Origin of the sequence: Enterobacter hormaechei subsp. xiangfangensis, from assembly GCF_001729785.1 — a bacterium.
In the GTDB taxonomy this organism is placed as follows: domain Bacteria; phylum Pseudomonadota; class Gammaproteobacteria; order Enterobacterales; family Enterobacteriaceae; genus Enterobacter; species Enterobacter hormaechei_C.
On the sequence record NZ_CP017183.1, the window covers coordinates 1735892 to 1757420 of the forward strand.

The 21529-nt window shown below is 54.5% G+C and carries 23 protein-coding genes; 21 read left to right on the forward strand and 2 right to left on the reverse strand.

From position 1 onward, the window contains the following. The 12 genes from plsX to ptsG all read left to right on the forward strand — a co-directional run bounded on the left by plsX (nt 1) and on the right by ptsG (nt 11534). Nucleotides 1-1035 (forward strand): phosphate acyltransferase PlsX, encoded by a 1035-nt coding sequence (gene plsX, locus BFV63_RS08185; protein ID WP_201787891.1) that lies wholly within the window; start codon nt 1-3, stop codon nt 1033-1035. 6 nt (nt 1036-1041) lie between these two features. Beyond that, complete coding sequence (locus BFV63_RS08190; protein WP_003857960.1) at nt 1042-1995, forward strand: beta-ketoacyl-ACP synthase III; 954 nt, start codon at nt 1042-1044, stop codon at nt 1993-1995. Between the two features lie 15 nt (nt 1996-2010). Beyond that, entirely contained in the window at nt 2011-2940 is a 930-nt protein-coding gene (gene fabD, locus BFV63_RS08195; protein ID WP_003857958.1) for an ACP S-malonyltransferase, read from the forward strand. A 12-nt stretch (nt 2941-2952) separates the two neighbouring features. Beyond that, nucleotides 2953-3687, forward strand: a complete 735-nt coding sequence (gene fabG, locus BFV63_RS08200; RefSeq protein ID WP_003857956.1) for a 3-oxoacyl-ACP reductase FabG — start codon at nt 2953-2955, stop codon at nt 3685-3687. A gap of 154 nt (nt 3688-3841) precedes the next feature. After that, a complete protein-coding gene (acpP, locus tag BFV63_RS08205; protein ID WP_003857954.1) occupies nt 3842-4078 on the forward strand; it encodes an acyl carrier protein in 237 nt (78 codons plus the stop codon). Between the two features lie 91 nt (nt 4079-4169). After that, nucleotides 4170-5411 carry a beta-ketoacyl-ACP synthase II gene (gene fabF / locus BFV63_RS08210; protein ID WP_003857950.1) on the forward strand — a complete coding sequence of 414 codons (1242 nt, stop codon included), beginning with the start codon at nt 4170-4172 and terminating at the stop codon, nt 5409-5411. Between the two features lie 120 nt (nt 5412-5531). Beyond that, a complete protein-coding gene (pabC, locus tag BFV63_RS08215) occupies nt 5532-6341 on the forward strand; it encodes an aminodeoxychorismate lyase (protein ID WP_045350108.1) in 810 nt (269 codons plus the stop codon). Between the two features lie 2 nt (nt 6342-6343). Continuing rightward, complete coding sequence (gene yceG / locus BFV63_RS08220; protein ID WP_045330553.1) at nt 6344-7366, forward strand: cell division protein YceG; 1023 nt, start codon at nt 6344-6346, stop codon at nt 7364-7366. After that, nucleotides 7356-7997, forward strand: coding sequence for a dTMP kinase (gene tmk, locus BFV63_RS08225; RefSeq protein ID WP_048240980.1), 642 nt, complete (start codon nt 7356-7358; stop codon nt 7995-7997). The genes yceG and tmk overlap by 11 nt, the downstream gene beginning before the upstream one ends. Beyond that, the gene (holB, locus tag BFV63_RS08230; RefSeq protein WP_045350106.1) at nt 7994-8998 is read left to right on the forward strand and encodes a DNA polymerase III subunit delta'; all 1005 of its coding nucleotides are present in this window, start codon (nt 7994-7996) and stop codon (nt 8996-8998) included. Before tmk ends, holB begins: the two co-directional genes overlap by 4 nt. Before the next feature lie 10 nt (nt 8999-9008). Beyond that, the gene (locus BFV63_RS08235; protein WP_003857943.1) at nt 9009-9803 is read left to right on the forward strand and encodes a metal-dependent hydrolase; all 795 of its coding nucleotides are present in this window, start codon (nt 9009-9011) and stop codon (nt 9801-9803) included. 297 nt (nt 9804-10100) lie between these two features. After that, complete coding sequence (gene ptsG, locus BFV63_RS08240) at nt 10101-11534, forward strand: PTS glucose transporter subunit IIBC (RefSeq protein ID WP_003857942.1); 1434 nt, start codon at nt 10101-10103, stop codon at nt 11532-11534. A 141-nt stretch (nt 11535-11675) separates the two neighbouring features. Here the strand turns inward: ptsG and fhuE are convergent, their stop codons facing one another. After that, nucleotides 11676-13865 (reverse strand): ferric-rhodotorulic acid/ferric-coprogen receptor FhuE, encoded by a 2190-nt coding sequence (gene fhuE, locus BFV63_RS08245; protein ID WP_032658035.1) that lies wholly within the window; start codon nt 13863-13865, stop codon nt 11676-11678. 353 nt (nt 13866-14218) lie between these two features. Between fhuE and hinT the strand changes: the two genes are divergently transcribed. From hinT to BFV63_RS08285, 8 genes are all read left to right on the forward strand, one after another. Then, entirely contained in the window at nt 14219-14578 is a 360-nt protein-coding gene (gene hinT / locus BFV63_RS08250; RefSeq protein WP_006809243.1) for a purine nucleoside phosphoramidase, read from the forward strand. Nucleotide 14579: 1 nt separating this feature from the next. Further along, nucleotides 14580-14954, forward strand: a complete 375-nt coding sequence (locus BFV63_RS08255; protein WP_003857939.1) for a YcfL family putative periplasmic lipoprotein — start codon at nt 14580-14582, stop codon at nt 14952-14954. A 13-nt stretch (nt 14955-14967) separates the two neighbouring features. Next, on the forward strand, nt 14968-15612 hold the full coding sequence (lpoB, locus tag BFV63_RS08260) for a penicillin-binding protein activator LpoB (RefSeq protein ID WP_085929697.1): 645 nt from the start codon (nt 14968-14970) through the stop codon (nt 15610-15612). Further along, nucleotides 15593-16417, forward strand: coding sequence for a thiamine kinase (gene thiK / locus BFV63_RS08265; protein WP_023315817.1), 825 nt, complete (start codon nt 15593-15595; stop codon nt 16415-16417). Before lpoB ends, thiK begins: the two co-directional genes overlap by 20 nt. Before the next feature lie 11 nt (nt 16418-16428). Next, nucleotides 16429-17454, forward strand: a complete 1026-nt coding sequence (gene nagZ / locus BFV63_RS08270) for a beta-N-acetylhexosaminidase (RefSeq protein ID WP_003857934.1) — start codon at nt 16429-16431, stop codon at nt 17452-17454. 31 nt (nt 17455-17485) lie between these two features. Continuing rightward, nucleotides 17486-18028 carry an alpha/beta hydrolase YcfP gene (ycfP, locus tag BFV63_RS08275; RefSeq protein ID WP_006809239.1) on the forward strand — a complete coding sequence of 181 codons (543 nt, stop codon included), beginning with the start codon at nt 17486-17488 and terminating at the stop codon, nt 18026-18028. 236 nt (nt 18029-18264) lie between these two features. After that, nucleotides 18265-19569: an NAD(P)/FAD-dependent oxidoreductase gene (locus BFV63_RS08280; protein ID WP_022650789.1), complete on the forward strand. Its 1305-nt coding sequence runs from the start codon at nt 18265-18267 to the stop codon at nt 19567-19569. 193 nt (nt 19570-19762) lie between these two features. Continuing rightward, complete coding sequence (locus tag BFV63_RS08285; protein ID WP_017384715.1) at nt 19763-20302, forward strand: glycine zipper 2TM domain-containing protein; 540 nt, start codon at nt 19763-19765, stop codon at nt 20300-20302. 58 nt (nt 20303-20360) lie between these two features. On the opposite strand, the gene comR is transcribed toward BFV63_RS08285, so the two are convergent. After that, nucleotides 20361-20996: a TetR family copper-responsive transcriptional repressor ComR gene (gene comR / locus BFV63_RS08290; protein WP_022650790.1), complete on the reverse strand. Its 636-nt coding sequence runs from the start codon at nt 20994-20996 to the stop codon at nt 20361-20363. A 245-nt stretch (nt 20997-21241) separates the two neighbouring features. Between comR and bhsA the strand changes: the two genes are divergently transcribed. Then, nucleotides 21242-21499: a multiple stress resistance protein BhsA gene (bhsA, locus tag BFV63_RS08295; protein WP_045345718.1), complete on the forward strand. Its 258-nt coding sequence runs from the start codon at nt 21242-21244 to the stop codon at nt 21497-21499. Nucleotides 21500-21529 lie beyond the last annotated feature (30 nt).

Here is a 21529-nt window from a genome sequence, read left to right on the forward strand (position 1 = left end):
TTGACACGTCTAACCCTGGCGTTAGATGTCATGGGGGGAGATTTTGGCCCTACCGTGACAGTGCCTGCAGCATTGCAGGCACTGAATTCTAATTCGCAACTCACACTTCTTTTAGTCGGTAATCCCGACACAATCACGCCATTACTTGCAAAAGCTGACTTTGAACAACGTTCGCGTCTGCAGATTATTCCTGCGCAGTCAGTTATTGCCAGTGATGCCCGGCCATCGCAGGCTATTCGTAATAGCCGCGGCAGCTCTATGCGAATGGCGCTGGAGTTGGTGAAAGAAGGGCGAGCGGAGGCTTGCGTCAGCGCGGGAAATACTGGCGCGCTGATGGGGCTGTCGAAATTATTGCTCAAGCCGATTGAGGGCATTGAGCGTCCGGCGCTGGTGACGGTGTTACCGCATCAGCAGAAGGGCAAAACGGTGGTGCTGGATCTGGGCGCTAACGTGGATTGTGATAGTACAATGCTGGCTCAGTTTGCCGTTATGGGGTCGGTGCTGGCAGAAGACGTGGTCGGGATTAACAATCCCCGCGTTGCGTTATTGAATATTGGTGAAGAAGAGACCAAAGGTCTGGACAGTATCCGCGACGCTGCGGAAATACTCAAACAGGTCCCCTCCATCAACTATATTGGTTATCTCGAAGCCAATGAGTTGCTGACGGGCAAAACGGATGTATTAGTGTGTGATGGCTTCACCGGAAACGTGACGTTGAAGACCATGGAAGGGGTCGTACGAATGTTCCTTTCTCTGCTGAAATCGCAGGGAGACGGTAAAAAAAGGTCCTGGTGGCTGATTATATTAAAGCGTTGGTTACAAAAAAGCCTGACGCGGCGATTCAGTCACCTCAACCCCGACCAGTATAATGGCGCCTGTCTGTTAGGATTGCGCGGCATCGTGATTAAGAGTCATGGCGCCGCCAATCAGCGAGCATTTACCGTCGCGATTGAACAGGCAGTGCAGGCGGTGCAGCGTCAAGTCCCTCAGAGGATTGCCGCTCGCCTGGGATCTGTATTAGCTAAAAGTGACTGAGCGTACATGTATACGAAGATTTTAGGTACCGGCAGCTACCTGCCAAAACAAGTGCGTACCAACGCCGATCTTGAAAAAATGGTAGATACGTCTGACGAGTGGATTGTCACGCGCACAGGTATCCGTGAACGTCGTATCGCCGCGCCAGACGAAACTGTGTCCACCATGGGCTACGAAGCCGCTCAGCGAGCGCTTGAGATGGCTGGCATTGATAAAGAACAGATCGGGCTTATTGTGGTGGCGACCACCTCTGCCACGCATGCCTTCCCAAGCGCAGCGTGCCAGGTGCAGAACATGCTCGGCATCAAAGGCTGCCCGGCATTTGATGTTGCAGCAGCATGCGCGGGTTTCACCTATGCACTGAGCATCGCCGATCAGTATGTAAAATCGGGCGCCGTAAAATATGCGCTGGTGATCGGCGCTGACGTGCTGGCGCGTACCTGCGATCCAACCGATCGCGGAACGATCATTATTTTTGGCGATGGCGCGGGCGCGGTGCTGCTGGGGCAGTCCGAAGAGCCGGGCATCATCTCCACGCACCTGCATGCCGATGGCCGCTACGGCGAGCTGTTAACGCTGCCTAACGCCGATCGCGTTAATCCGGACAGTTCAATTTACCTGACAATGGCAGGTAACGAAGTGTTTAAAGTGGCCGTGACTGAACTGGCTCACATCGTTGATGAGACGCTGGAAGCGAACAATCTGGACCGCGCCGCACTCGACTGGCTGGTACCGCATCAGGCTAACCTGCGTATTATCAGCGCGACGGCGAAGAAGCTGGGCATGTCTATGGATAACGTTGTGGTGACGCTCGATCGCCACGGCAACACCTCTGCGGCATCGGTACCGTGCGCATTTGACGAAGCGGTACGCGATGGACGAATTAAACGGGGCCAACTGGTCTTGCTTGAAGCCTTTGGTGGCGGGTTCACCTGGGGTTCCGCGCTGGTTCGTTTCTAGGATAAGGATTAAAAAATGACGCAATTTGCTTTTGTGTTCCCGGGACAGGGCTCGCAAACTGTTGGGATGTTGTCTGAAATGGCAGCAAACTATCCGGTTATTGAAGAGACTTTCCGTGAAGCTTCTGACGCGCTGGGTTATGATCTGTGGGCGCTGACCCAACAGGGCCCCGCTGAAGAACTGAACAAAACCTGGCAGACTCAACCGGCACTGCTGGCGGCATCCGTCGCATTGTGGCGCGTATGGCAGCAGCAGGGCGGCAAAGCGCCGACGCTGATGGCGGGTCATAGCCTCGGTGAATACTCTGCGCTGGTCTGCGCTGGCGTGATTGCCTTCGCTGACGCGGTACGCCTGGTTGAATTGCGTGGTAAATTCATGCAGGAAGCGGTGCCAGAAGGCACGGGCGGCATGTCTGCCATCATCGGTCTGGATGATGCTTCTATCGCTAAAGCCTGTGAAGAATCTGCTGAAGGTCAGGTCGTTTCTCCGGTAAACTTTAACTCGCCAGGCCAGGTGGTAATCGCGGGTCATAAAGAAGCGGTTGAGCGTGCAGGCGCTGCCTGTAAAGCTGCGGGCGCAAAACGTGCACTGCCCCTGCCGGTGAGCGTGCCGTCTCACTGCGCGCTGATGAAGCCCGCAGCCGATAAGCTCGCGGTTGAGCTGGAAAAAATGACCTTTAACGCACCGACGATTTCCGTTGTGAATAACGTCGATGTGAAGTGCGAAACCGCGCCGGAGGCTATCCGTAACGCGCTGGTTCGCCAGCTCTACAGCCCGGTTCAGTGGACTAAAACTGTTGAATTTATGGCGTCTCAGGGCGTGGAACATCTGTATGAAGTCGGTCCAGGTAAAGTACTTACCGGTCTGACAAAACGTATTGTAGATACCCTGACTGCCTCGGCGATTAACGAGCCGGAAGCCATGAAAGCGGCACTCTCGCAATAAAAGAGGAATACCATGAGTTTTGAAGGAAAAATTGCCCTGGTGACCGGCGCAAGCCGCGGTATTGGGCGCGCTATTGCTGAAACACTGGTTGCGCGCGGCGCAACGGTGATCGGGACTGCGACCAGCGAGAATGGCGCACAGGCCATCAGCGACTATCTGGGTGCGAACGGTAAAGGTCTGGTACTGAATGTGACTGAACCAGCATCTATCGAATCTGTTCTGGAAAATATTCGCGCAGAGTTTGGCGAAGTGGATATTCTGGTCAATAATGCCGGGATCACTCGCGACAACCTGCTGATGCGAATGAAAGACGACGAGTGGAACGATATTATCGAAACCAACCTGTCATCTGTATTCCGTCTGTCAAAAGCGGTAATGCGCGCTATGATGAAAAAGCGTCATGGTCGTATTATCACTGTAGGTTCTGTGGTTGGTACCATGGGAAATGCTGGTCAGGCTAACTACGCTGCGGCGAAAGCAGGTCTGATCGGTTTCAGTAAGTCGCTGGCGCGTGAAGTCGCGTCCCGCGGAATTACTGTAAACGTTGTTGCTCCGGGCTTTATTGAAACGGACATGACGCGTGCGCTAACTGATGAGCAGCGTGCGGGTACGCTGGCGGCAGTTCCAGCGGGTCGTCTTGGCGACCCTAAAGAAATCGCCAGCGCGGTTGCATTTTTAGCCTCTGACGAAGCGGGTTACATCACTGGTGAAACCCTCCACGTCAACGGCGGGATGTACATGGTTTAATCACGATCGAAAATATTTGCGTTATTTGGGCAAATGGCCTCAAAATAACGTAAAATCGTGGTAAGACCTGCCGGGATTTAGTTGCAAATTTTTCAACATTTTATACACTACGAAAACCATCGCGAAAGCGAGTTTTGATAGGAAATTTAAGAGTATGAGCACTATCGAAGAACGCGTTAAGAAAATTATCGGCGAACAGCTGGGCGTTAAGCAGGAAGAAGTTGTGAACTCCGCTTCCTTTGTTGAAGACCTGGGCGCAGATTCTCTTGACACCGTTGAGCTGGTAATGGCTCTGGAAGAAGAGTTTGATACTGAGATTCCGGACGAAGAAGCTGAGAAAATCACCACCGTTCAGGCTGCCATTGATTACATCAACGGTCACCAGGCGTAAGTGAACATCTCCAGGCGGTCATTCGACCGCCTGAGTTTTATCTTTTGTTGTCCCACGAATCTCTTTTTTTATCCCTCCCTGGAGGACAAGCGTGTCTAAGCGTCGTGTAGTTGTGACCGGACTTGGCATGTTGTCTCCTGTCGGCAATACCGTAGAGTCCACCTGGAAAGCTCTCCTTGCCGGTCAGAGCGGCATCAGCCTAATCGACCATTTCGATACTAGCGCCTATGCAACGAAATTTGCTGGCTTAGTAAAGGATTTTAACTGTGAAGAGATCATCTCGCGCAAAGAACAGCGCAAGATGGATGCCTTCATTCAATATGGAATTGTCGCTGGCGTTCAGGCCATGCAGGATTCTGGCCTTGAGATTACGGAAGAGAACGCGACCCGTATCGGCGCCGCTATCGGCTCCGGGATTGGCGGTCTTGGTCTGATTGAAGAAAACCATACATCTCTGATGAATGGCGGCCCGCGTAAAATCAGCCCGTTCTTCGTTCCGTCTACGATTGTCAACATGGTGGCAGGTCACCTGACCATTATGTTCGGCCTGCGTGGCCCAAGCATCTCAATCGCGACAGCCTGTACGTCTGGCGTGCATAACATCGGCCAGGCCGCGCGTATCATTGCGTACGGCGATGCAGATGCTATGGTTGCGGGCGGCGCTGAAAAAGCCAGTACCCCACTGGGCGTCGGTGGTTTCGGTGCAGCGCGTGCGCTCTCTACCCGAAACGATAATCCTCAGGCGGCGAGCCGTCCGTGGGATAAAGACCGTGATGGTTTCGTGCTGGGTGACGGTGCAGGCATGATCGTACTGGAAGAGTACGAACACGCGAAAAAACGTGGCGCGAAAATTTATGCTGAAGTTGTTGGCTTTGGCATGAGCAGCGATGCTTATCACATGACGTCTCCTCCAGAGAATGGCGCAGGTGCTGCGCTGGCGATGGAAAACGCCATCCGTGATGCGGGCATTACGCCGGCACAGATTGGCTACGTTAACGCGCATGGGACGTCTACCCCTGCGGGCGATAAAGCAGAAGCGCAGGCTGTTAAGTCTATCTTCGGCGAATCTGCCAGCCGTGTGCTGGTGAGCTCCACGAAATCCATGACCGGTCACCTGCTGGGCGCTGCGGGGGCAGTAGAGTCAATCTACTCTATTCTCGCGCTGCGCGATCAGGCTGTACCACCAACCATCAACCTGGATAACCCGGATGAAGGTTGCGATCTGGACTTCGTTCCTCACGAAGCGCGCCAGGTTAGCGGTATGGAGTATACCCTGTGTAACTCCTTCGGCTTCGGTGGGACTAACGGTTCTCTGATCTTCAAAAAGGTCTGAGTCTGGTTAGTCGCTGACGATAAAAAAGGTCCGCTTGCCGGGCCTTTTTTATTAGGCGAAATCCCCTTGTCCGGCTGTTCACATCCTGCCAGACTGAGCCTCCACGCATAAGGAGCCACTATGTTTTTGATTAATGGCCTTGAGCAAGACACGCTGCCGGCAAGCGACAGGGCGACCCAGTTTGGCGATGGCTGTTTCACGACTGCGCGTATTCTCGACGGTGACGTGTGCCTGCTCGGGGCCCATATCCTTCGTTTACAAAAAGCCTGCGAAACATTACTGATCCCCTTCTCGCAGTGGGACATTCTTGAAAGTGAGATGCGTCGGCTGGCGTCAGAAAAAGCAAGCGGCGTCCTGAAAGTCATTATCAGCCGCGGGAGCGGTGGCCGGGGCTATAGCGGTTCTGCCTGTCTGCATCCTACGCGGATCCTTTCCGTTTCAGATTATCCTTCCCATTATGCGCACTGGCGTGAAGAGGGCGTAGCCCTGGCGCTAAGTCCGGTACGTCTGGGAAGAAACCCGATGCTCGCTGGCATAAAACATCTCAACCGCCTTGAACAGGTGCTAATTCGTACTCATCTTGAGCAGACGGAGGCCGGGGAGGCGCTGGTTCTTGACAGCGAAGGGTACATTACGGAATGCTGTGCGGCTAATTTACTCTGGCGGAAGGGTAGTGACGTGTTCACGCCTTCGCTGGAGCAGGCCGGCGTCAACGGCATTATGCGGCAGTTTTGTATGCACCAGCTGGCACGCGCAGGCTTTCGTGTTGTCGAAGTCAACGCTAAGGAAGAGGCGCTGTTGGCTGCCGATGAAGTTGTTATCTGCAATGCGCTGATGCCCGTTGTCCCCGTTCGCGCTTATGGCCGCAAATGCTGGTCATCCCGCGAGCTGTTCCAGTTTCTGGCCCCGTTATGTGAGCAAACCAGGTAGTCATGAAGAAAATGTTACGCTTTGTCCTCCTTCTGATCGTTGCGTTAGGTATCGCTGGCGGAGCAGGAGTGTGGAAAGTCCGTCAGCTGGCGGAGAGTCAGATCCTGATAAAAGACGAGACGATTTTTACCCTGAAAGCGGGGACCGGGCGGCAGGCGCTTGGTCAGCAGCTGTATGACGACAAAATTATCAATCGCCCACGCGTATTCCAGTGGCTGCTGCGTATTGAACCGGACCTGTCCCATTTCAAGGCCGGTACCTATCGCTTTACCCCTGGCATGACCGTGCGCGAGATGCTGCAACTGCTGGAAAGTGGTAAAGAAGCCCAGTTCCCGCTGCGTTTCGTGGAAGGTATGCGTCTGAGCGATTACCTCAGGCAGCTGCGTGACGCGCCGTACATCAAGCATACGCTGAAAGATGACCGCTACCAGACCGTGGCAGACGCCTTAAAATTCGAACATCCCGAGTGGGTGGAAGGCTGGTTCTGGCCCGATACGTGGATGTATACGGCAGGCACGACGGATGTGGCCATTCTGAAGCGCGCGCACAACAAAATGGTCGCGGCGGTAGACGCTGCCTGGGAAGGGCGAGCAGAAGGCCTGCCTTATAAAGATCAAAACCAGTTCATGACGATGGCCTCGATCATCGAGAAAGAGACGGCCGTTGCTGCCGAACGTGACCAGGTTGCCTCGGTGTTTATTAACCGTCTGCGCATCGGCATGCGTTTGCAAACCGATCCTACCGTCATCTACGGCATGGGCGAAAACTACAACGGCAGGATTTCCAGAAAAGATCTGGAGACGCCAACGGCGTATAATACTTACGTGATTAGCGGCCTGCCGCCTGGACCGATTGCGACGCCGAGTGAAGCATCGTTGAAGGCCGCCGCGCACCCGGCCAAAACGCCGTATCTCTATTTTGTGGCTGACGGAAAAGGGGGGCACACGTTCAATACCAACCTGGCCAGCCACAATCGCTCCGTTCAGGACTATCTGAAGGCACTTAAGGAAAAAAATGCGCAGTAAATACATTGTCATTGAGGGACTCGAAGGGGCGGGCAAAACAACTGCCCGTAACGTGGTGGTGGATACGCTTACGTCGCTTGGCGTTGCCGATATGGTCTTCACCCGCGAGCCGGGCGGTACGCAGCTGGCGGAAAAACTGCGCAGCCTGGTTCTGGATATCAAATCCGTTGGCGATGAAGTTATTACCAACAAAGCGGAAGTGCTGATGTTCTATGCGGCGCGCGTTCAGCTGGTGGAGACGGTGATCAAACCCGCTCTGGCAGAAGGGAAATGGGTGATTGGCGATCGCCACGATCTCTCAACCCAGGCATATCAGGGCGGTGGCCGGGGTATCGACCAGACCATGCTGGCTACGCTTCGCGACGCGGTTCTGGGCGATTTCCGTCCTGACCTGACGCTGTATCTGGACGTGACCCCTGAGGTGGGCCTGAAGCGCGCCCGCGCCCGCGGCGAACTGGACCGCATTGAACAGGAATCTTTTGATTTCTTTAACCGCACCCGTGCGCGTTATCTGGAGCTGGCCGGGCAGGACAAGACCATTCGTACCATCGATGCGACGCAATCCCTTGAAGACGTTACGCGTGATATTCAGCAGACAGTTACGCAGTGGCTACAGGAGCAGCAGGCATGAAATGGTATCCATGGTTGCGCCCACACTTTGAACAGCTGATCGGCAGCTATCAGGTTGGTCGGGGGCATCATGCGTTACTGATCCAGGCGCTTCCGGGAATGGGTGATGATGCGTTGATTTACGCCATCACCCGCTTTCTGATGTGCCAACAGCCGGAAGGACATAAAAGCTGCGGTAAGTGCCGGGGTTGCCAGCTCATGCAGGCGGGCACGCATCCTGACTATTACACCCTCGAACCCGAGAAAGGCAAAAATACGCTCGGTATCGACGCGGTGCGTGAGGTCAGTGAGAAACTGTACGAATATGCGCGTCTGGGCGGGGCGAAAGTGGTGTGGCTGAAAGACGCCGCGCTGCTCACGGAAGCCGCAGCCAACGCCCTGTTAAAAACCCTGGAAGAGCCGCCAGAGAACACCTGGTTTTTCCTCTCCTGCCGCGAGCCGGAACGCTTGCTGGCGACGCTGCGCAGTCGCTGCCGTCTTCACCACCTCGCTGTCCCTCAGGAATCCTGGTCGCTCGCCTGGCTTGAGCGAGAAGTGACGGTGTCACAAGACGCGGCGCGCTCGGCGTTGCGCCTGTGCAGCGGTGCGCCTGCGGCTGCGCTGGCCTTATTGCAGCCGGAGGTGTGGTCCCAGCGTGAAACGCTGTGTCGTGCGGTTGAATCAGCCCTCGACAGCCATGACTGGCTGAGCATGCTGCCAGCGCTGAACAGCGATCAGGCTCCGGAACGGCTGCACTGGCTGGCCGCACTGCTGCTGGATGCGCTCAAAATCCAGCAGGGGGCTACGCTTCTGACTAACCCTGACGTGTGGGCGTTGGTCACCACACTTGCGAATCGCCTGTCAGGGCAGTCGCTGCACGCTATCCTTCATGATATCTGCCAGAGTCATGAACAACTTTTGACGGTAACCGGTCTCAATCGCGAGCTTTTACTGACCGACCAGTTAATGCGTATCGAACACTACCTGCAACCGGGTGTCATACCGCCGGTTTCCCACCTCTGAGAGAGACATTATGTTTTTAGTCGACTCACACTGCCATCTCGATGGCCTGGATTATCAATCCCTGCATAAAAATGTGGACGACGTGCTGGCGAAAGCCGCCGCGCGCGATGTGAAATTTTGCCTGGCCGTGGCGACCACGCTGCCGGGTTACCGCTCCATGCGTGAACTGGTAGGCGAGCGCGATAATGTCGTCTTCTCCTGCGGCGTGCATCCGCTGAATCAGGATGAAGCTTACGACGTTGAGGATTTACGCCGTCTTGCCGCAGAAGAGGGCGTAGTGGCGATGGGCGAGACCGGTCTGGACTATTTCTACACCCCCGAAACAAAACCTCGCCAGCAGGAATCCTTCCGCAACCACATCCGTATTGGCCGTGAGCTGAATAAGCCGGTTATCGTTCATACCCGCGATGCGCGCGCCGACACGCTGGCGATCCTGCGGGAAGAAAAGGTGACGGATTGCGGTGGCGTACTACACTGTTTCACAGAAGACAGAGAAACGGCGGGTAAGCTGCTTGATTTAGGCTTTTATATTTCATTCTCGGGGATTGTCACGTTCCGCAATGCTGAGCAACTGCGTGATGCGGCGCGCTATGTTCCGCTGGATCGTATTCTGGTGGAAACCGATTCCCCGTACCTGGCGCCGGTGCCTCATCGCGGCAAAGAGAATCAGCCAGCGATGACCCGGGATGTCGCTGAGTATATGGCCGTTCTGAAAGGTGTCAGTATCGAAGAACTGGCTCGCGTGACAACGAAAAACTTCGCCAGCCTGTTCCATATCGACCCCGCCCGCCTGCAATCTGTCTGATACACCTGTTATTTTTAGGCTCGTAATTAATAAGTAAAACGAGTAAAGTTCACCGCCTCATTTGGGGCGGTGATGGCGTTTTTAGACACATCCAGACATGCTTTATGTAAATATCTGCAAGTTTTTTGGCCGTCTTGAACTGAAACGTGATAGCCGTCAAACAAACTCAGAGGGAATTATTTTACTCTGTGTAATAAATAAAGGGCGCTTAGATGTCCTGTCCACGGCGCGGTACTCCCCCCGGGCCAATGCGTGAAAACGTAAAAAAAGCACAAATACTCAGGAGCACTCTCAATTATGTTTAAGAATGCATTTGCTAACCTGCAAAAGGTCGGTAAATCGCTGATGCTGCCAGTATCCGTACTGCCTATCGCAGGTATCCTGCTGGGTGTCGGTTCTGCAAACTTCAGCTGGCTGCCAGCCGTAGTTTCCCACGTGATGGCCGAAGCAGGCGGTTCTGTTTTTGCTAACATGCCGCTGATCTTCGCTATCGGTGTTGCTCTGGGCTTCACCAATAACGACGGTGTATCTGCTCTGGCGTCCGTTGTTGCTTACGGCATCATGGTGAAAACCATGGCTGTGGTTGCGCCGCTGGTCCTGCATTTACCTGCTGAAGAGATTGCCGCTAAGCACCTGGCAGACACCGGTGTTCTCGGTGGTATCATCTCCGGTGCGATTGCAGCGTACATGTTTAACCGCTTCTATCGCATCAAGCTGCCTGAGTATCTGGGCTTCTTCGCGGGTAAACGTTTTGTGCCGATCATTTCTGGTCTGGCCGCGATTTTCACCGGTGTTGTCCTGTCCTTCATCTGGCCACCAATCGGTACGGCAATCCAGACCTTCTCTCAGTGGGCGGCTTACCAGAACCCGGTTGTGGCGTTCGGTATCTACGGCTTCATTGAGCGCTGCCTGGTACCATTTGGTCTGCATCACATCTGGAACGTTCCATTCCAGATGCAGATTGGTGAATACACCAACGCAGCAGGCCAGGTATTCCACGGCGACATCCCACGCTACATGGCGGGTGACCCAACGGCAGGTAAACTGTCTGGTGGCTTCCTGTTCAAAATGTACGGTCTGCCAGCTGCCGCAATTGCGATTTGGCACTCTGCTAAACCAGAGAACCGTGCAAAAGTGGGCGGTATCATGATCTCCGCAGCGCTGACCTCGTTCCTGACCGGTATCACCGAGCCGATCGAGTTCTCCTTCATGTTCGTTGCGCCGATCCTGTACATCATCCACGCGGTACTGGCAGGTCTGGCATTCCCAATCTGTATCCTGCTGGGTATGCGTGACGGTACGTCCTTCTCTCACGGTCTGATCGACTTCATCGTTCTGTCCGGTAACAGCAGCAAGCTGTGGCTGTTCCCAATCGTGGGTGCAGGCTACGCAGTGGTGTACTACACCGTCTTCCGCGTGCTGATCAAAGCACTGGACCTGAAAACGCCGGGTCGTGAAGATGCAACGGAAGACAGCAAAGCCGGTGCGACCAGCGAAATGGCGCCTGCTCTGGTAGCTGCTTTCGGCGGTAAAGAGAACATCACTAACCTGGACGCGTGTATCACTCGTCTGCGTGTGAGCGTTGCCGACGTTGCGAAAGTAGACCAGCCGGGTCTGAAAAAACTGGGCGCAGCGGGCGTCGTTGTTGCAGGTTCTGGTGTTCAGGCAATCTTCGGTACTAAATCCGATAACCTGAAAACTGAAATGGATGAGTACATCCGCAACAACTAAGCTGTGACCTGGGGAGACTAAGGCAGCCGAATGGCTGCCTTTTTTATTATTGCGGCTTGTGGTGCCGGGTGGCGGCTGCGCCTTAACTGGCCTACGTGATGGGTAGGCCCGGTAAGCGCAGCGCCACCGGGCTTCTGTCACTCAGAAATCGTAGCTCGCGCTCACCGAGACGTTCAGCGGCGCGCCATACACCGCATACGATCCGACGTAGTCGTAATACTCTTTGTCGAACAGGTTGTTGACGTTAGCCTGTACCGCAAAATCTTTGGTGACCTGATAACGGCTGAACAGGTTCACCAGCCCATAGCTGCCTTGCTCCGCGCGGGAACGTCCTGCCGGGCCGCCTTCCACGTCCGTCCACACTTTGTTCTGCCAGTTTACGCCACCGCCCACGGTCAGTTCCGGCAGCATTGGCAACTGATAGCGGGTGAAGAGCTTCATGGTTGTGCGCGGCTGATCGGAGCTGACGGCGTTGCCATTCTTATCTTCTGCGATGTAACGCGTCGCGCCGAAGGTCAGCTGCCAGTTATCGGTCAGGGCACCGTTAAGCTCGAACTCGACCCCTTTGCTGACCACCCCGTCCAGCGATTCATAGATCGACTCACCGCTCGGCATGTAGGTGTAGGTATTGCTGGCGACGTTATCCTGCTCAATGCGGAAAATCGCCAGTGAGGTGGTGAGGCGGGTATTAAACCAGTCTGCCTTCACCCCGGCTTCGTAGCTTTTGCCCGTGGTAGGGTCGAGATAACGTCCGTTGGCATCGCGCTTATCCTGCGGCTGGAAGATAGAGGTATAGCTGACGTAGGTCGACCAGTCCTCATTGATGTCATACACCAGGCCAGCGTACGGCGTGACATCATCTTTGGTGCTTTCCAGACGGGTATTCGGCGATCCTGCCGGGTTATAACGAATATTGTATTGGGTGTAGCGCGCGCCCAGGATCAGGTGCAGCGGATCGGCCAGCGAGAAACGAGCCGAAGAATAGGCTGAAGACTGGCGAATATCATCCTTGCTGTAGAGTTTCCACGGCGTCCACTGCGGATCGGCGATGTTCCCGTTCCAGTTCTTAAAGTTGCCGACATCCACCATGCCGTATACCGCATCCGGCATGGAGTTGTCGTAATGGTTACGTTGACGGCTGAAGCTGCCGCCGAACATCATTTCATGTTGACGACCAAAGAGATCGAAGCCGCCGCGCAGGAAGGCGTCGACCGCATCCTGTTTACGTTCCCCGCGGTTCCAGCCGCCGTAACCCACCAGGCCCGCGCCGGTCTCTTTATCCGGATAGCCGGACATATACATCAGCTTAGAGTCAAAGTTGGTTTCAGCATGCATGCCGTTGATGTGCGCTTCCCAGCCATTATCGAAACGCTGGGTCAGGTTAGCGAAGATGCGGGTGCTGTCTTTATCCGAATAGGCCCAGTCAGGCGCGACGGTCTGGCTGCGATTGTAGTTAGTCTTACTTCCGTCGCTGTACCAGGTCGGCAGTCCGCCCCAGGTTGGGTCGGCGGTATGGCTTTCCTGATACTCATACCCTACCGAGAGAGTCGTGCTGTCGGTGACATCCGCGTCCATCACGCCGTAGAGGAATTTCTTCCGGTAGTGGTAGTTATCCACGAAGCTGTCGTTGTCCTGATAACCGGTGATCAGACGACCCCGTACCTTACCTGACTCTACCAGCGGCGCCTGGAGATCCAGCACGTAGCGCTGCTTGTCCCAGCTGCCGTAGCTGGCGGAGACGTTACCTTTAAATTCCGGGCTGTCCGCGTGCTTACGCACCATATTAACGTACGCCGCCGGGTTCCCCGTGCCGGACATCAGGCCGGTGGCGCCGCGAACCACTTCAATGCGGTCATAAATCGCGGTATCGGCGGCGGTATCACCAAAGTTCCACACTTCACTGATGGAGGTTGGCAGGTCGTCATAGGCGTAGTTGCTGACGAAAAAGCCGCGTGAGTAAAACACGGTACGGTCGCTGTCCTGCACCTGGGCCGTAATGCCCGTGGTGTTCGTCAGCACCTGTCCGATGGATTGCAGATTCTGGTCAGCCATACGTTGCTGGCTGATAACGCTGACGGACTGTGGGATGTCGCGGGGAACCAACAACAGTTTGGTGCCGGTGGTGGTGGTTTTTACGCTGTAATCCTGATCCTGGCTGGCAGAAAGATCCTGTGTGTTGTCAAAACCCCCGTCAACGACAACGGTATCTTCGGTGGTTGAAGCAGCGAAAGCGGCGGTTGGCGTCAATGCCATAGCAATGCAGGCGGCCAGCAACGAAGGTGTTGCGGCAGGCTGACGTTGCCCATCCCTGGTGTGATTAATGAAAGACATCATCAAACCCTTAGTGAATGGTGAAGGTATTTCGCGACAGTCCCACTAGCACAGGCTGACGTCGTTTTCTATGTTAAAAATGCGCATGAAAATGCAAATGCGAAATATACGCATTGTGATTAACGCTGTAAACAGATGTTTCGGGATGAACTGAAATAAGGTTTCAGAAAAGAAATGTCCTAAAGCGATGCCTCTTCAGCCAGATGGGGGACAATCAGGAAAGAAATCACGGGAGAAGGTTGAAAGGACAGGAGAAACTCGCTCATACTCTTGTCTTGTGTCACGCAGTAAATCAGACAATGTGTGTTAACAACGGACGCACGACGCCAGATTAAACTTAAAAGGAAAAGGTCATGGCTGAAGAAACGATTTTCAGTAAAATTATCCGCCGCGAAATTCCGTCGGATATTGTCTATCAGGATGAACTGGTCACGGCTTTCCGCGACATTTCTCCCCAGGCGCCGACGCACATCCTTATTATTCCCAATATTCTGATCCCGACCGTTAATGACGTTAAAACCGAGCATGAAGTGGCGCTGGGCCGTATGCTGACGGTGGCCGCGAAAATCGCTGAGCAGGAAGGGATTGCTGAAGACGGATACCGTTTGATCATGAACTGTAATCGCCATGGCGGCCAGGAAGTCTATCATATTCATATGCATCTGCTGGGTGGACGTCCACTGGGACCGATGCTGGCACATAAAGGTCTTTAATATGTTAACTGGGCGTATTGCAGCGCTGATCGTGACGCTGGTAATGGTTGGGTGCAGCGCGCGTCCAGCCATCCCGGTCAGTGAAGAACAGACGCTGGTGATGGAGTCCTCAGTGCTTGCTGCGGGCATCACGGCGGAGAAGCCTTCGCTGACCATAAGCGAAATCCAGTCTTCAGCCTCTTCTACGCTCTATAACGAAAGGCAAGAGCCAGTGACGGTGCATTATCGCTTCTACTGGTATGACGTGAGAGGTCTTGAGATGCACCCGCTTGAGGCGCCGCGCAGCGTGACCATCCCGGCAAGATCGTCGGTCACGCTCTACGGCAGCGCCAGCTATCTGGGTGCACATAAGGTGAGACTTTATCTTTATTTGTAAGGAGTGAACCTTGATTAAAACAATGAGCCGTTATGCGCTCCTGAGTGCCTTTGCACTCTTTCTGGCGGGTTGTGTGACGCGAACGGAAGAACCTGCACCGGTGGATCAGGCGAAGCCGGGAACGGAACAGCCAACAACGCCAGCGCAGCCTGTTCCAACCGTGCCGTCTGTACCGACCATTCCGGCGCAGCCTGGCCCGATCGAACATCCGGACGACACCGCACAGCCTGCGCCGCGAGTACGCCACTATGACTGGAATGGCGCAATGCAGCCGATGGTGGGCAAAATGTTGCAGGCACAGGGTGTTACGCCCGGCAGCGTGCTGCTGGTGGACAGCGTGAACAACCGTACAAACGGTTCCCTGAATGCGGGAGAAGCGACGGAAACCCTGCGCAACGCGCTGGCAAACAACGGTAAATTTACGCTGGTCTCTGCTCAGCAGCTCGCGGTCGCAAAGCAGCAGCTTGGTCTGTCGCCTCAGGACAGCCTGGGTTCGCGCAGTAAAGCGATTGGTATTGCCCGCAACGTTGGCGCGCAGTATGTCCTTTATTCTAACGCGACAGGCAACGTGAACACGCCGTCGTTGCAGATGCAGTTAATGCTGGTTCAGACCGGCGAAATTATCTGGTCAGGTAAAGGTGCCGTTACGCAACAATAAGCGCACGCGGCATGATGTCCTGACGCGTTATTTCCCTCAATACCATGTTATCGCGCCGCAAGCCCCCGCCGGGCTTGGCGGCGCGAGTTGCATTATTGAGCATGGCGACCATCGGCTGGTTTTACGTCAGCATCACGATGCCGCCGCGCCTGCCTCCCATTTTCGTCGCCAGTTCCGCGCCCTGAAGCGCCTGCCCGCCGACCTTGCGCCACAACCTCATCTCTTTATCAGAGACTGGATGGCGGTGGCGTTTATTGCGGGTGAGATCAAAAGCGAGCTTCCCGATACGCCTGCGCTGACAGCCATGCTGTATCATCTGCATCGCCAGCCGCGTCTGGGCTGGCGGGTAACGTTACTTCCTTTGCTGGATCACTACTGGCAGCAGGCTGCGCCTGGACGACGCACGCCCTACTGGCTGGCGCAGCTTAAGCGGTTGCGTAAAGCGGGAGAGCCGCAGGCGTTACGTCTGGCGCCGCTGCATATGGATGTCCACGCGGGGAATATCGTTCATACCACGGCAGGCGAGAAACTTATCGACTGGGAATATGCCGGAGACGGTGACGTGGCGCTCGAACTTGCTGCGGTCTGGATGCCTGATGAGGCGTCGCGCGAGCAGCTGATAACCGCCTATGCCCGAAACGCCAACATCAATGCGCTCACCCTTGCGCGGCAGGTCGCGCGCTGGCGTCCGTGGGTGTTGATGCTGATGGCGGGATGGTTTGAAATGCGCCTTCAGCAGACAGGTGACAAACAATTTATTGCGCTGGCAAATGATGCCTGGCGTCAGTTACAAACGAAAGGATAAGAGAGGTTGGTGTGGGTCCAGTAATGTTGGATGTCGAAGGATTTGAGCTGGATGCGGAAGAGCGCGAAATTCTGGCGCATCCGCTGGTAGGGGGGCTGATTCTTTTCACCCGCAATTATCATGATCCGGAGCAGTTGCGTGAGCTGGTTCGCCAGATCCGTGCGGCGTCGCGCAATCACCTGGTGGTGGCCGTAGACCAGGAAGGTGGGCGTGTGCAGCGTTTCCGCGAAGGGTTTACCCGTTTACCCGCCGCGCAATCTTTTGCTGCGCTGCTGGGGATCGAAGAGGGCGGTCAACTGGCGCAGGATGCCGGCTGGCTGATGGCCAGCGAGATGATCGCCATGGATATCGACATCAGCTTCGCCCCGGTGCTGGACGTAGGACACATTAGCGCGGCAATTGGTGAGCGTTCGTATCATGACGATCCGCGTATTGCGCTGGCAATGGCGACGCGCTTTATTGACGGTATGCATGCTGCGGGCATGAAAACCACCGGCAAACATTTCCCGGGCCACGGGGCGGTGACGGCGGATTCCCATAAAGAAACCCCGCGCGATCCGCGCCCGGAAGCAGACATTCGCGCTAAAGATATGTCGGTTTTCCGCTCGTTGATCGCTGATAACAAGCTGGATGCCATCATGCCTGCACACGTCATCTACAGTGAGGTCGATCCGCGTCCGGCCAGCGGCTCTCCACACTGGCTGAAAACCGTGCTGCGTCAGGAGTTAGGCTTCAATGGCGTAATTTTCTCTGACGATTTATCCATGGAAGGGGCGGCGATTATGGGTAGCTATGCCGAACGTGGGCAGGCTTCGCTGGATGCGGGTTGCGATATGATCCTCGTCTGCAATAATCGTAAAGGGGCGGTGAGCGTGCTGGATAACCTGTCGCCGATCAATGCTGAACGTGTTACACAATTGTATCATAAAGGTTCATTTAGTCGTCAGGAGCTGATGGACTCGGCGCGCTGGAAAACGGTAAACGCCCGGCTTGAAGCCCTGAACGAGCGCTGGCAGGCACATAAAGCAGCCCTTTAATTCATCCCGGAAGGCGTAGCGTGGTGAGACGATGATCATCTATTTACACGGTTTTGACTCAAACAGTCCTGGTAATCATGAGAAAGTGCTGCAATTGCAGTTTATCGATCCGGATGTCCGGCTGATCAGTTACAGCACACGTCATCCGAAGCATGACATGCAGCATCTGCTTAAAGAAGTGGATAAAATGTTGCAGCTCAATATCGACGATCGCCCGCTGATCTGCGGCGTGGGGTTAGGAGGATACTGGGCAGAGCGCATCGGTTTTTTGTGCGATATCCGTCAGGTCATTTTTAATCCTAACCTGTTTCCGAACGAAAACATGGAAGGCAAAATCGATCGCCCGGAGGAGTACGCCGACATCGCAACCAAATGCGTGAGCAATTTCCGTGAAAAGAACCGCGATCGGTGTCTGGTGATCCTCTCCCGCAACGATGAAGCGCTGAACAGCTCCCGCGCCGCCGAGCTTCTGCACCATTACTACGAAATTGTCTGGGACGAAGAGCAGACCCACAAGTTCAAAAACATTTCCCCGCACTTGCAGCGTATTAAAGCCTTTAAAACGCTGGGCTGATCTCCCTGAACCTGATAAAGGCTCGGTACGTGAAAGCGTACCGGGCCTCTTTTTTGTCAGAGTTGTCTACTTTTAAACCATCAAAACTTGATACATATCAATTTTGGTATGACCAATGCGCCTGACGTGCTATTCTCAATGAATCTGAACGGTTTCAGCGCAGTAACCTGTTGTTAATTAAGGGTTATTTATATAACTTTTAATTAACAATTGGTTAATAATTTGAGGGGGTCACGTTGACTACGCCATTGAAAAAGATAGTGATTGTCGGCGGTGGTGCTGGCGGACTGGAGCTGGCGACGCAGCTGGGTAAGAAACTGGGTCGCGGTAAGAAAGCCAAAATCACGCTGGTGGATCGTAACCACAGCCATCTGTGGAAGCCGTTACTGCACGAAGTGGCGACCGGGTCGCTGGATGAGGGCGTGGATGCGCTCAGCTATCTGGCGCATGCGCGTAACCACCACTTCCAGTTCCAGCTGGGTTCGGTGGTGGATATCAATCGTGAAAACAAAACCATCACGCTGGCTGAGCTGCGTGATGATAAAGGCGAGTTGCTGGTTCCTGAGCGCAAGCTGGCCTATGACACGCTGGTGATGGCCCTGGGCAGTACCTCCAATGATTTCAACACCCCAGGCGTAAAAGAGCACTGCATCTTCCTGGATAACCCGCATCAGGCGCGTCGTTTCCATCAGGAGATGCTTAACCTGTTCCTGAAGTACACCAACAACATGGGTGCTAACGGCAAGGTCAACATTGCTATCGTGGGCGGCGGCGCAACGGGCGTTGAATTATCGGCGGAGTTGCACAATGCGGTCAAACAGCTGCACAGCTACGGCTACAAAGGGCTGACTAACGAAGCGCTGAATGTGACGCTGGTGGAAGCAGGTGAACGCATTCTGCCTGCGCTTCCGCCGCGTATTTCCGGCGCGGCGCACAACGAGCTGACTAAACTGGGCGTGCGCGTGCTGACCCAGACCATGGTGACCAGCGCGGATGAGGGCGGCCTGCATACCAAAGACGGCGAGTACATCCAGGCCGACCTGATGGTCTGGGCTGCGGGGATCAAAGCGCCTGATTTCATGAAAGATATCGGTGGGCTGGAGACAAACCGCATTAACCAGCTGGTGACAGAGCCGACGCTGCAAACCACGCGCGATCCGGACATCTTCGCCATCGGCGACTGTGCCTCCTGCGCACGTCCGGAAGGCGGATTTGTACCGCCTCGCGCTCAGGCTGCGCACCAGATGGCAAGCCTCGTGCTGCATAACATCCTGGCGCAGATAAAAGGCAAACCGATGAAAGCCTATGTCTACAAAGACCACGGCTCTCTGGTGTCGCTCTCAAACTTCTCCACCGTGGGCAGCCTGATGGGTAACCTGATGCGCGGCTCCATGATGGTGGAAGGGCGCATCGCCCGCTTCGTGTACATTTCTCTGTACCGTATGCACCAGATTGCGCTGCACGGCTACTTCAAAACCGGCCTGATGATGCTGGTTGGCCGCATCAACCGCGTGATCCGTCCACGCCTGAAGCTGCACTAATTTCTCTCTCCCTCCGGACCCTCCGGAGGGAATTCTTAGCACATCATGCTGTGCATTTCCCTCCTGACGCTTAAGAGTTCTCTTAAACCCACGTTGTCCCGGCCAACAACCCTGATTTTGATCCTTTATCTTATTGGCGAAGCGTTTATTGCGCTGCAAAATTGCTACCAATTGCAACAAAGGAGGAAGTCCCGTGAATAAATCAATGTTGGCGGGTATAGGGATTGGCGTCGCAGCTGCGTTAGGTGTGGCTGCCGTTGCCAGTCTGAACGTACTTGATCGTGGCCCGCAGTATGCGCAGGTGGTTTCCGCTACACCGATCAAAGAGACGGTCAAGACGCCTCGTCAGGAGTGCCGTAATGTTTCTGTCACCCATCGTCGTCCGGTTCAGGATGAAAACCGTATCGCTGGCTCCGTGCTGGGCGCGGTTGCTGGTGGGGTGATTGGTCATCAGTTTGGTGGCGGCCGTGGTAAGGATGTCGCGACGGTGGTTGGTGCGTTGGGTGGCGGTTATGCCGGTAACCAGGTGCAGGGCGCGATGCAGGAAAATGATACCTACACCACAACGCAGCAGCGCTGTAAAACCGTGTATGACAAGTCTGAAAAAATGTTGGGCTACGACGTAACCTACAAAATTGGCGATCAGCAGGGCAAAATCCGCATGGATAAAGATCCTGGTACGCAGATCCCTCTCGACAGCAATGGTCAGCTGATACTGAATAACAAAGTGTAAAAAAGATGTTCTCTGAACTTAGCTCCTCATGCGCTCAGGCTGAGGAGCTTTTTTTGCGTCAGAGTTTAAGAAGTTCAGGCCACAGGCGCAGCGTTGTGTGCGTAATCCCCTGCAATTTTTCCAGCGTCGCGCCTTCACGGGCGCTGATGGACATCCCCTGTAAAATACAGCTCAGATACTGGGCCAGCTCCTGCGGACGGCAATGCGCCGGGATTTCGCCGCGCAGCTGACGCTGAGCCAGAAACGTGCTGAGCGTCTCCTCCTGCATCGCATGTCGCGATTTGACCGTGTTGGCAATCTCTTTAGACGATGCCGCGAGGGTCGCGGAGGTGTTGATCATAAAACACCCCGCAGGCGTGTCCTTGCTGGTATAGCAGGTCGCGATTGCCGTGAAATAATCCTGTAATGCCTGCTCAACCGTTTTTTCTTCACAGAATAGCTGGGCTTCATGTTTTGCCGCGAAGCGCGAGATGTATCTGTCCAGAACGGCCCGGAATAAGCCTTCTTTGTTGGTGAACTCTGCGTACAGGGTAGGGGCTTTAGCACCCGTAGCTTCCACGAGATCGGAAAGCGACGTGGCTTCATACCCATGCTGCCAGAAGAGCGTCATGGCCTTATCGAGCGCCGCATCCCTGTCGAACACTTTTGGTCGGCCACGGCTTTTCTTTGCGCAACGCGTGACATCGGTTGTCATGTGCCGTTGGTCCTCTGTTGTTTTGTTGAATAGTCATTATAAAAATAAACGTCTGCAACGACCAGCGGTGATTTCTGAAAAATAATTTAATTTTATCTTTTTGAAATATAAGGCAAATGAAATTAATTTAACGACCATTATAAAAATGAGTTGACGTGTGACCTGGATCACATCTATCATTTACCTATCGATCGTTAACTAAATAACTAACGACCACTACATCATCTGCCTAAAGGTATAAAATCATGAAAAACGTTAAAACCCTCATCGCTGCCGCCGTTCTGAGTTCACTCTCTTTCGCAAGCTTCGCTGCTGTTGAAGTGCAATCCACTCCAGCAGACCAGCAGAAAGTCGGTACCATCTCTGCCACTGCCGGGACTAACCTGGGCTCTCTGGAAGATCAGCTGGCGCAAAAAGCTGACGAAATGGGTGCGAAATCATTCCGCATCACCTCTGTGACCGGTCCTAACACCCTGCACGGTACCGCAATTATCTACAAATAAGCGTAACGCAACCCTCCGTTATGCCACTGC

What these genes read in the sequence shown, in the direction of transcription:
- acpP (WP_003857954.1), top strand. Translation starts at nt 3,842, where the DNA reads ATGAGCACTATCGAAGAACGCGTTAAGAAAATTATCGGCGAACAGCTG.
- fhuE (WP_032658035.1), bottom strand. Translation starts at nt 13,865, where the DNA reads ATGTCTTTCATTAATCACACCAGGGATGGGCAACGTCAGCCTGCCGCA.
- BFV63_RS08235 (WP_003857943.1), top strand. Translation starts at nt 9,009, where the DNA reads ATGTTTTTAGTCGACTCACACTGCCATCTCGATGGCCTGGATTATCAA.
- BFV63_RS08255 (WP_003857939.1), top strand. Translation starts at nt 14,580, where the DNA reads ATGTTAACTGGGCGTATTGCAGCGCTGATCGTGACGCTGGTAATGGTT.
- holB (WP_045350106.1), top strand. Translation starts at nt 7,994, where the DNA reads ATGAAATGGTATCCATGGTTGCGCCCACACTTTGAACAGCTGATCGGC.
- tmk (WP_048240980.1), top strand. Translation starts at nt 7,356, where the DNA reads ATGCGCAGTAAATACATTGTCATTGAGGGACTCGAAGGGGCGGGCAAA.
- ycfP (WP_006809239.1), top strand. Translation starts at nt 17,486, where the DNA reads ATGATCATCTATTTACACGGTTTTGACTCAAACAGTCCTGGTAATCAT.
- comR (WP_022650790.1), bottom strand. Translation starts at nt 20,996, where the DNA reads ATGACAACCGATGTCACGCGTTGCGCAAAGAAAAGCCGTGGCCGACCA.
- bhsA (WP_045345718.1), top strand. Translation starts at nt 21,242, where the DNA reads ATGAAAAACGTTAAAACCCTCATCGCTGCCGCCGTTCTGAGTTCACTC.
- yceG (WP_045330553.1), top strand. Translation starts at nt 6,344, where the DNA reads ATGAAGAAAATGTTACGCTTTGTCCTCCTTCTGATCGTTGCGTTAGGT.
- ptsG (WP_003857942.1), top strand. Translation starts at nt 10,101, where the DNA reads ATGTTTAAGAATGCATTTGCTAACCTGCAAAAGGTCGGTAAATCGCTG.
- hinT (WP_006809243.1), top strand. Translation starts at nt 14,219, where the DNA reads ATGGCTGAAGAAACGATTTTCAGTAAAATTATCCGCCGCGAAATTCCG.
- fabD (WP_003857958.1), top strand. Translation starts at nt 2,011, where the DNA reads ATGACGCAATTTGCTTTTGTGTTCCCGGGACAGGGCTCGCAAACTGTT.
- BFV63_RS08190 (WP_003857960.1), top strand. Translation starts at nt 1,042, where the DNA reads ATGTATACGAAGATTTTAGGTACCGGCAGCTACCTGCCAAAACAAGTG.
- fabG (WP_003857956.1), top strand. Translation starts at nt 2,953, where the DNA reads ATGAGTTTTGAAGGAAAAATTGCCCTGGTGACCGGCGCAAGCCGCGGT.
- pabC (WP_045350108.1), top strand. Translation starts at nt 5,532, where the DNA reads ATGTTTTTGATTAATGGCCTTGAGCAAGACACGCTGCCGGCAAGCGAC.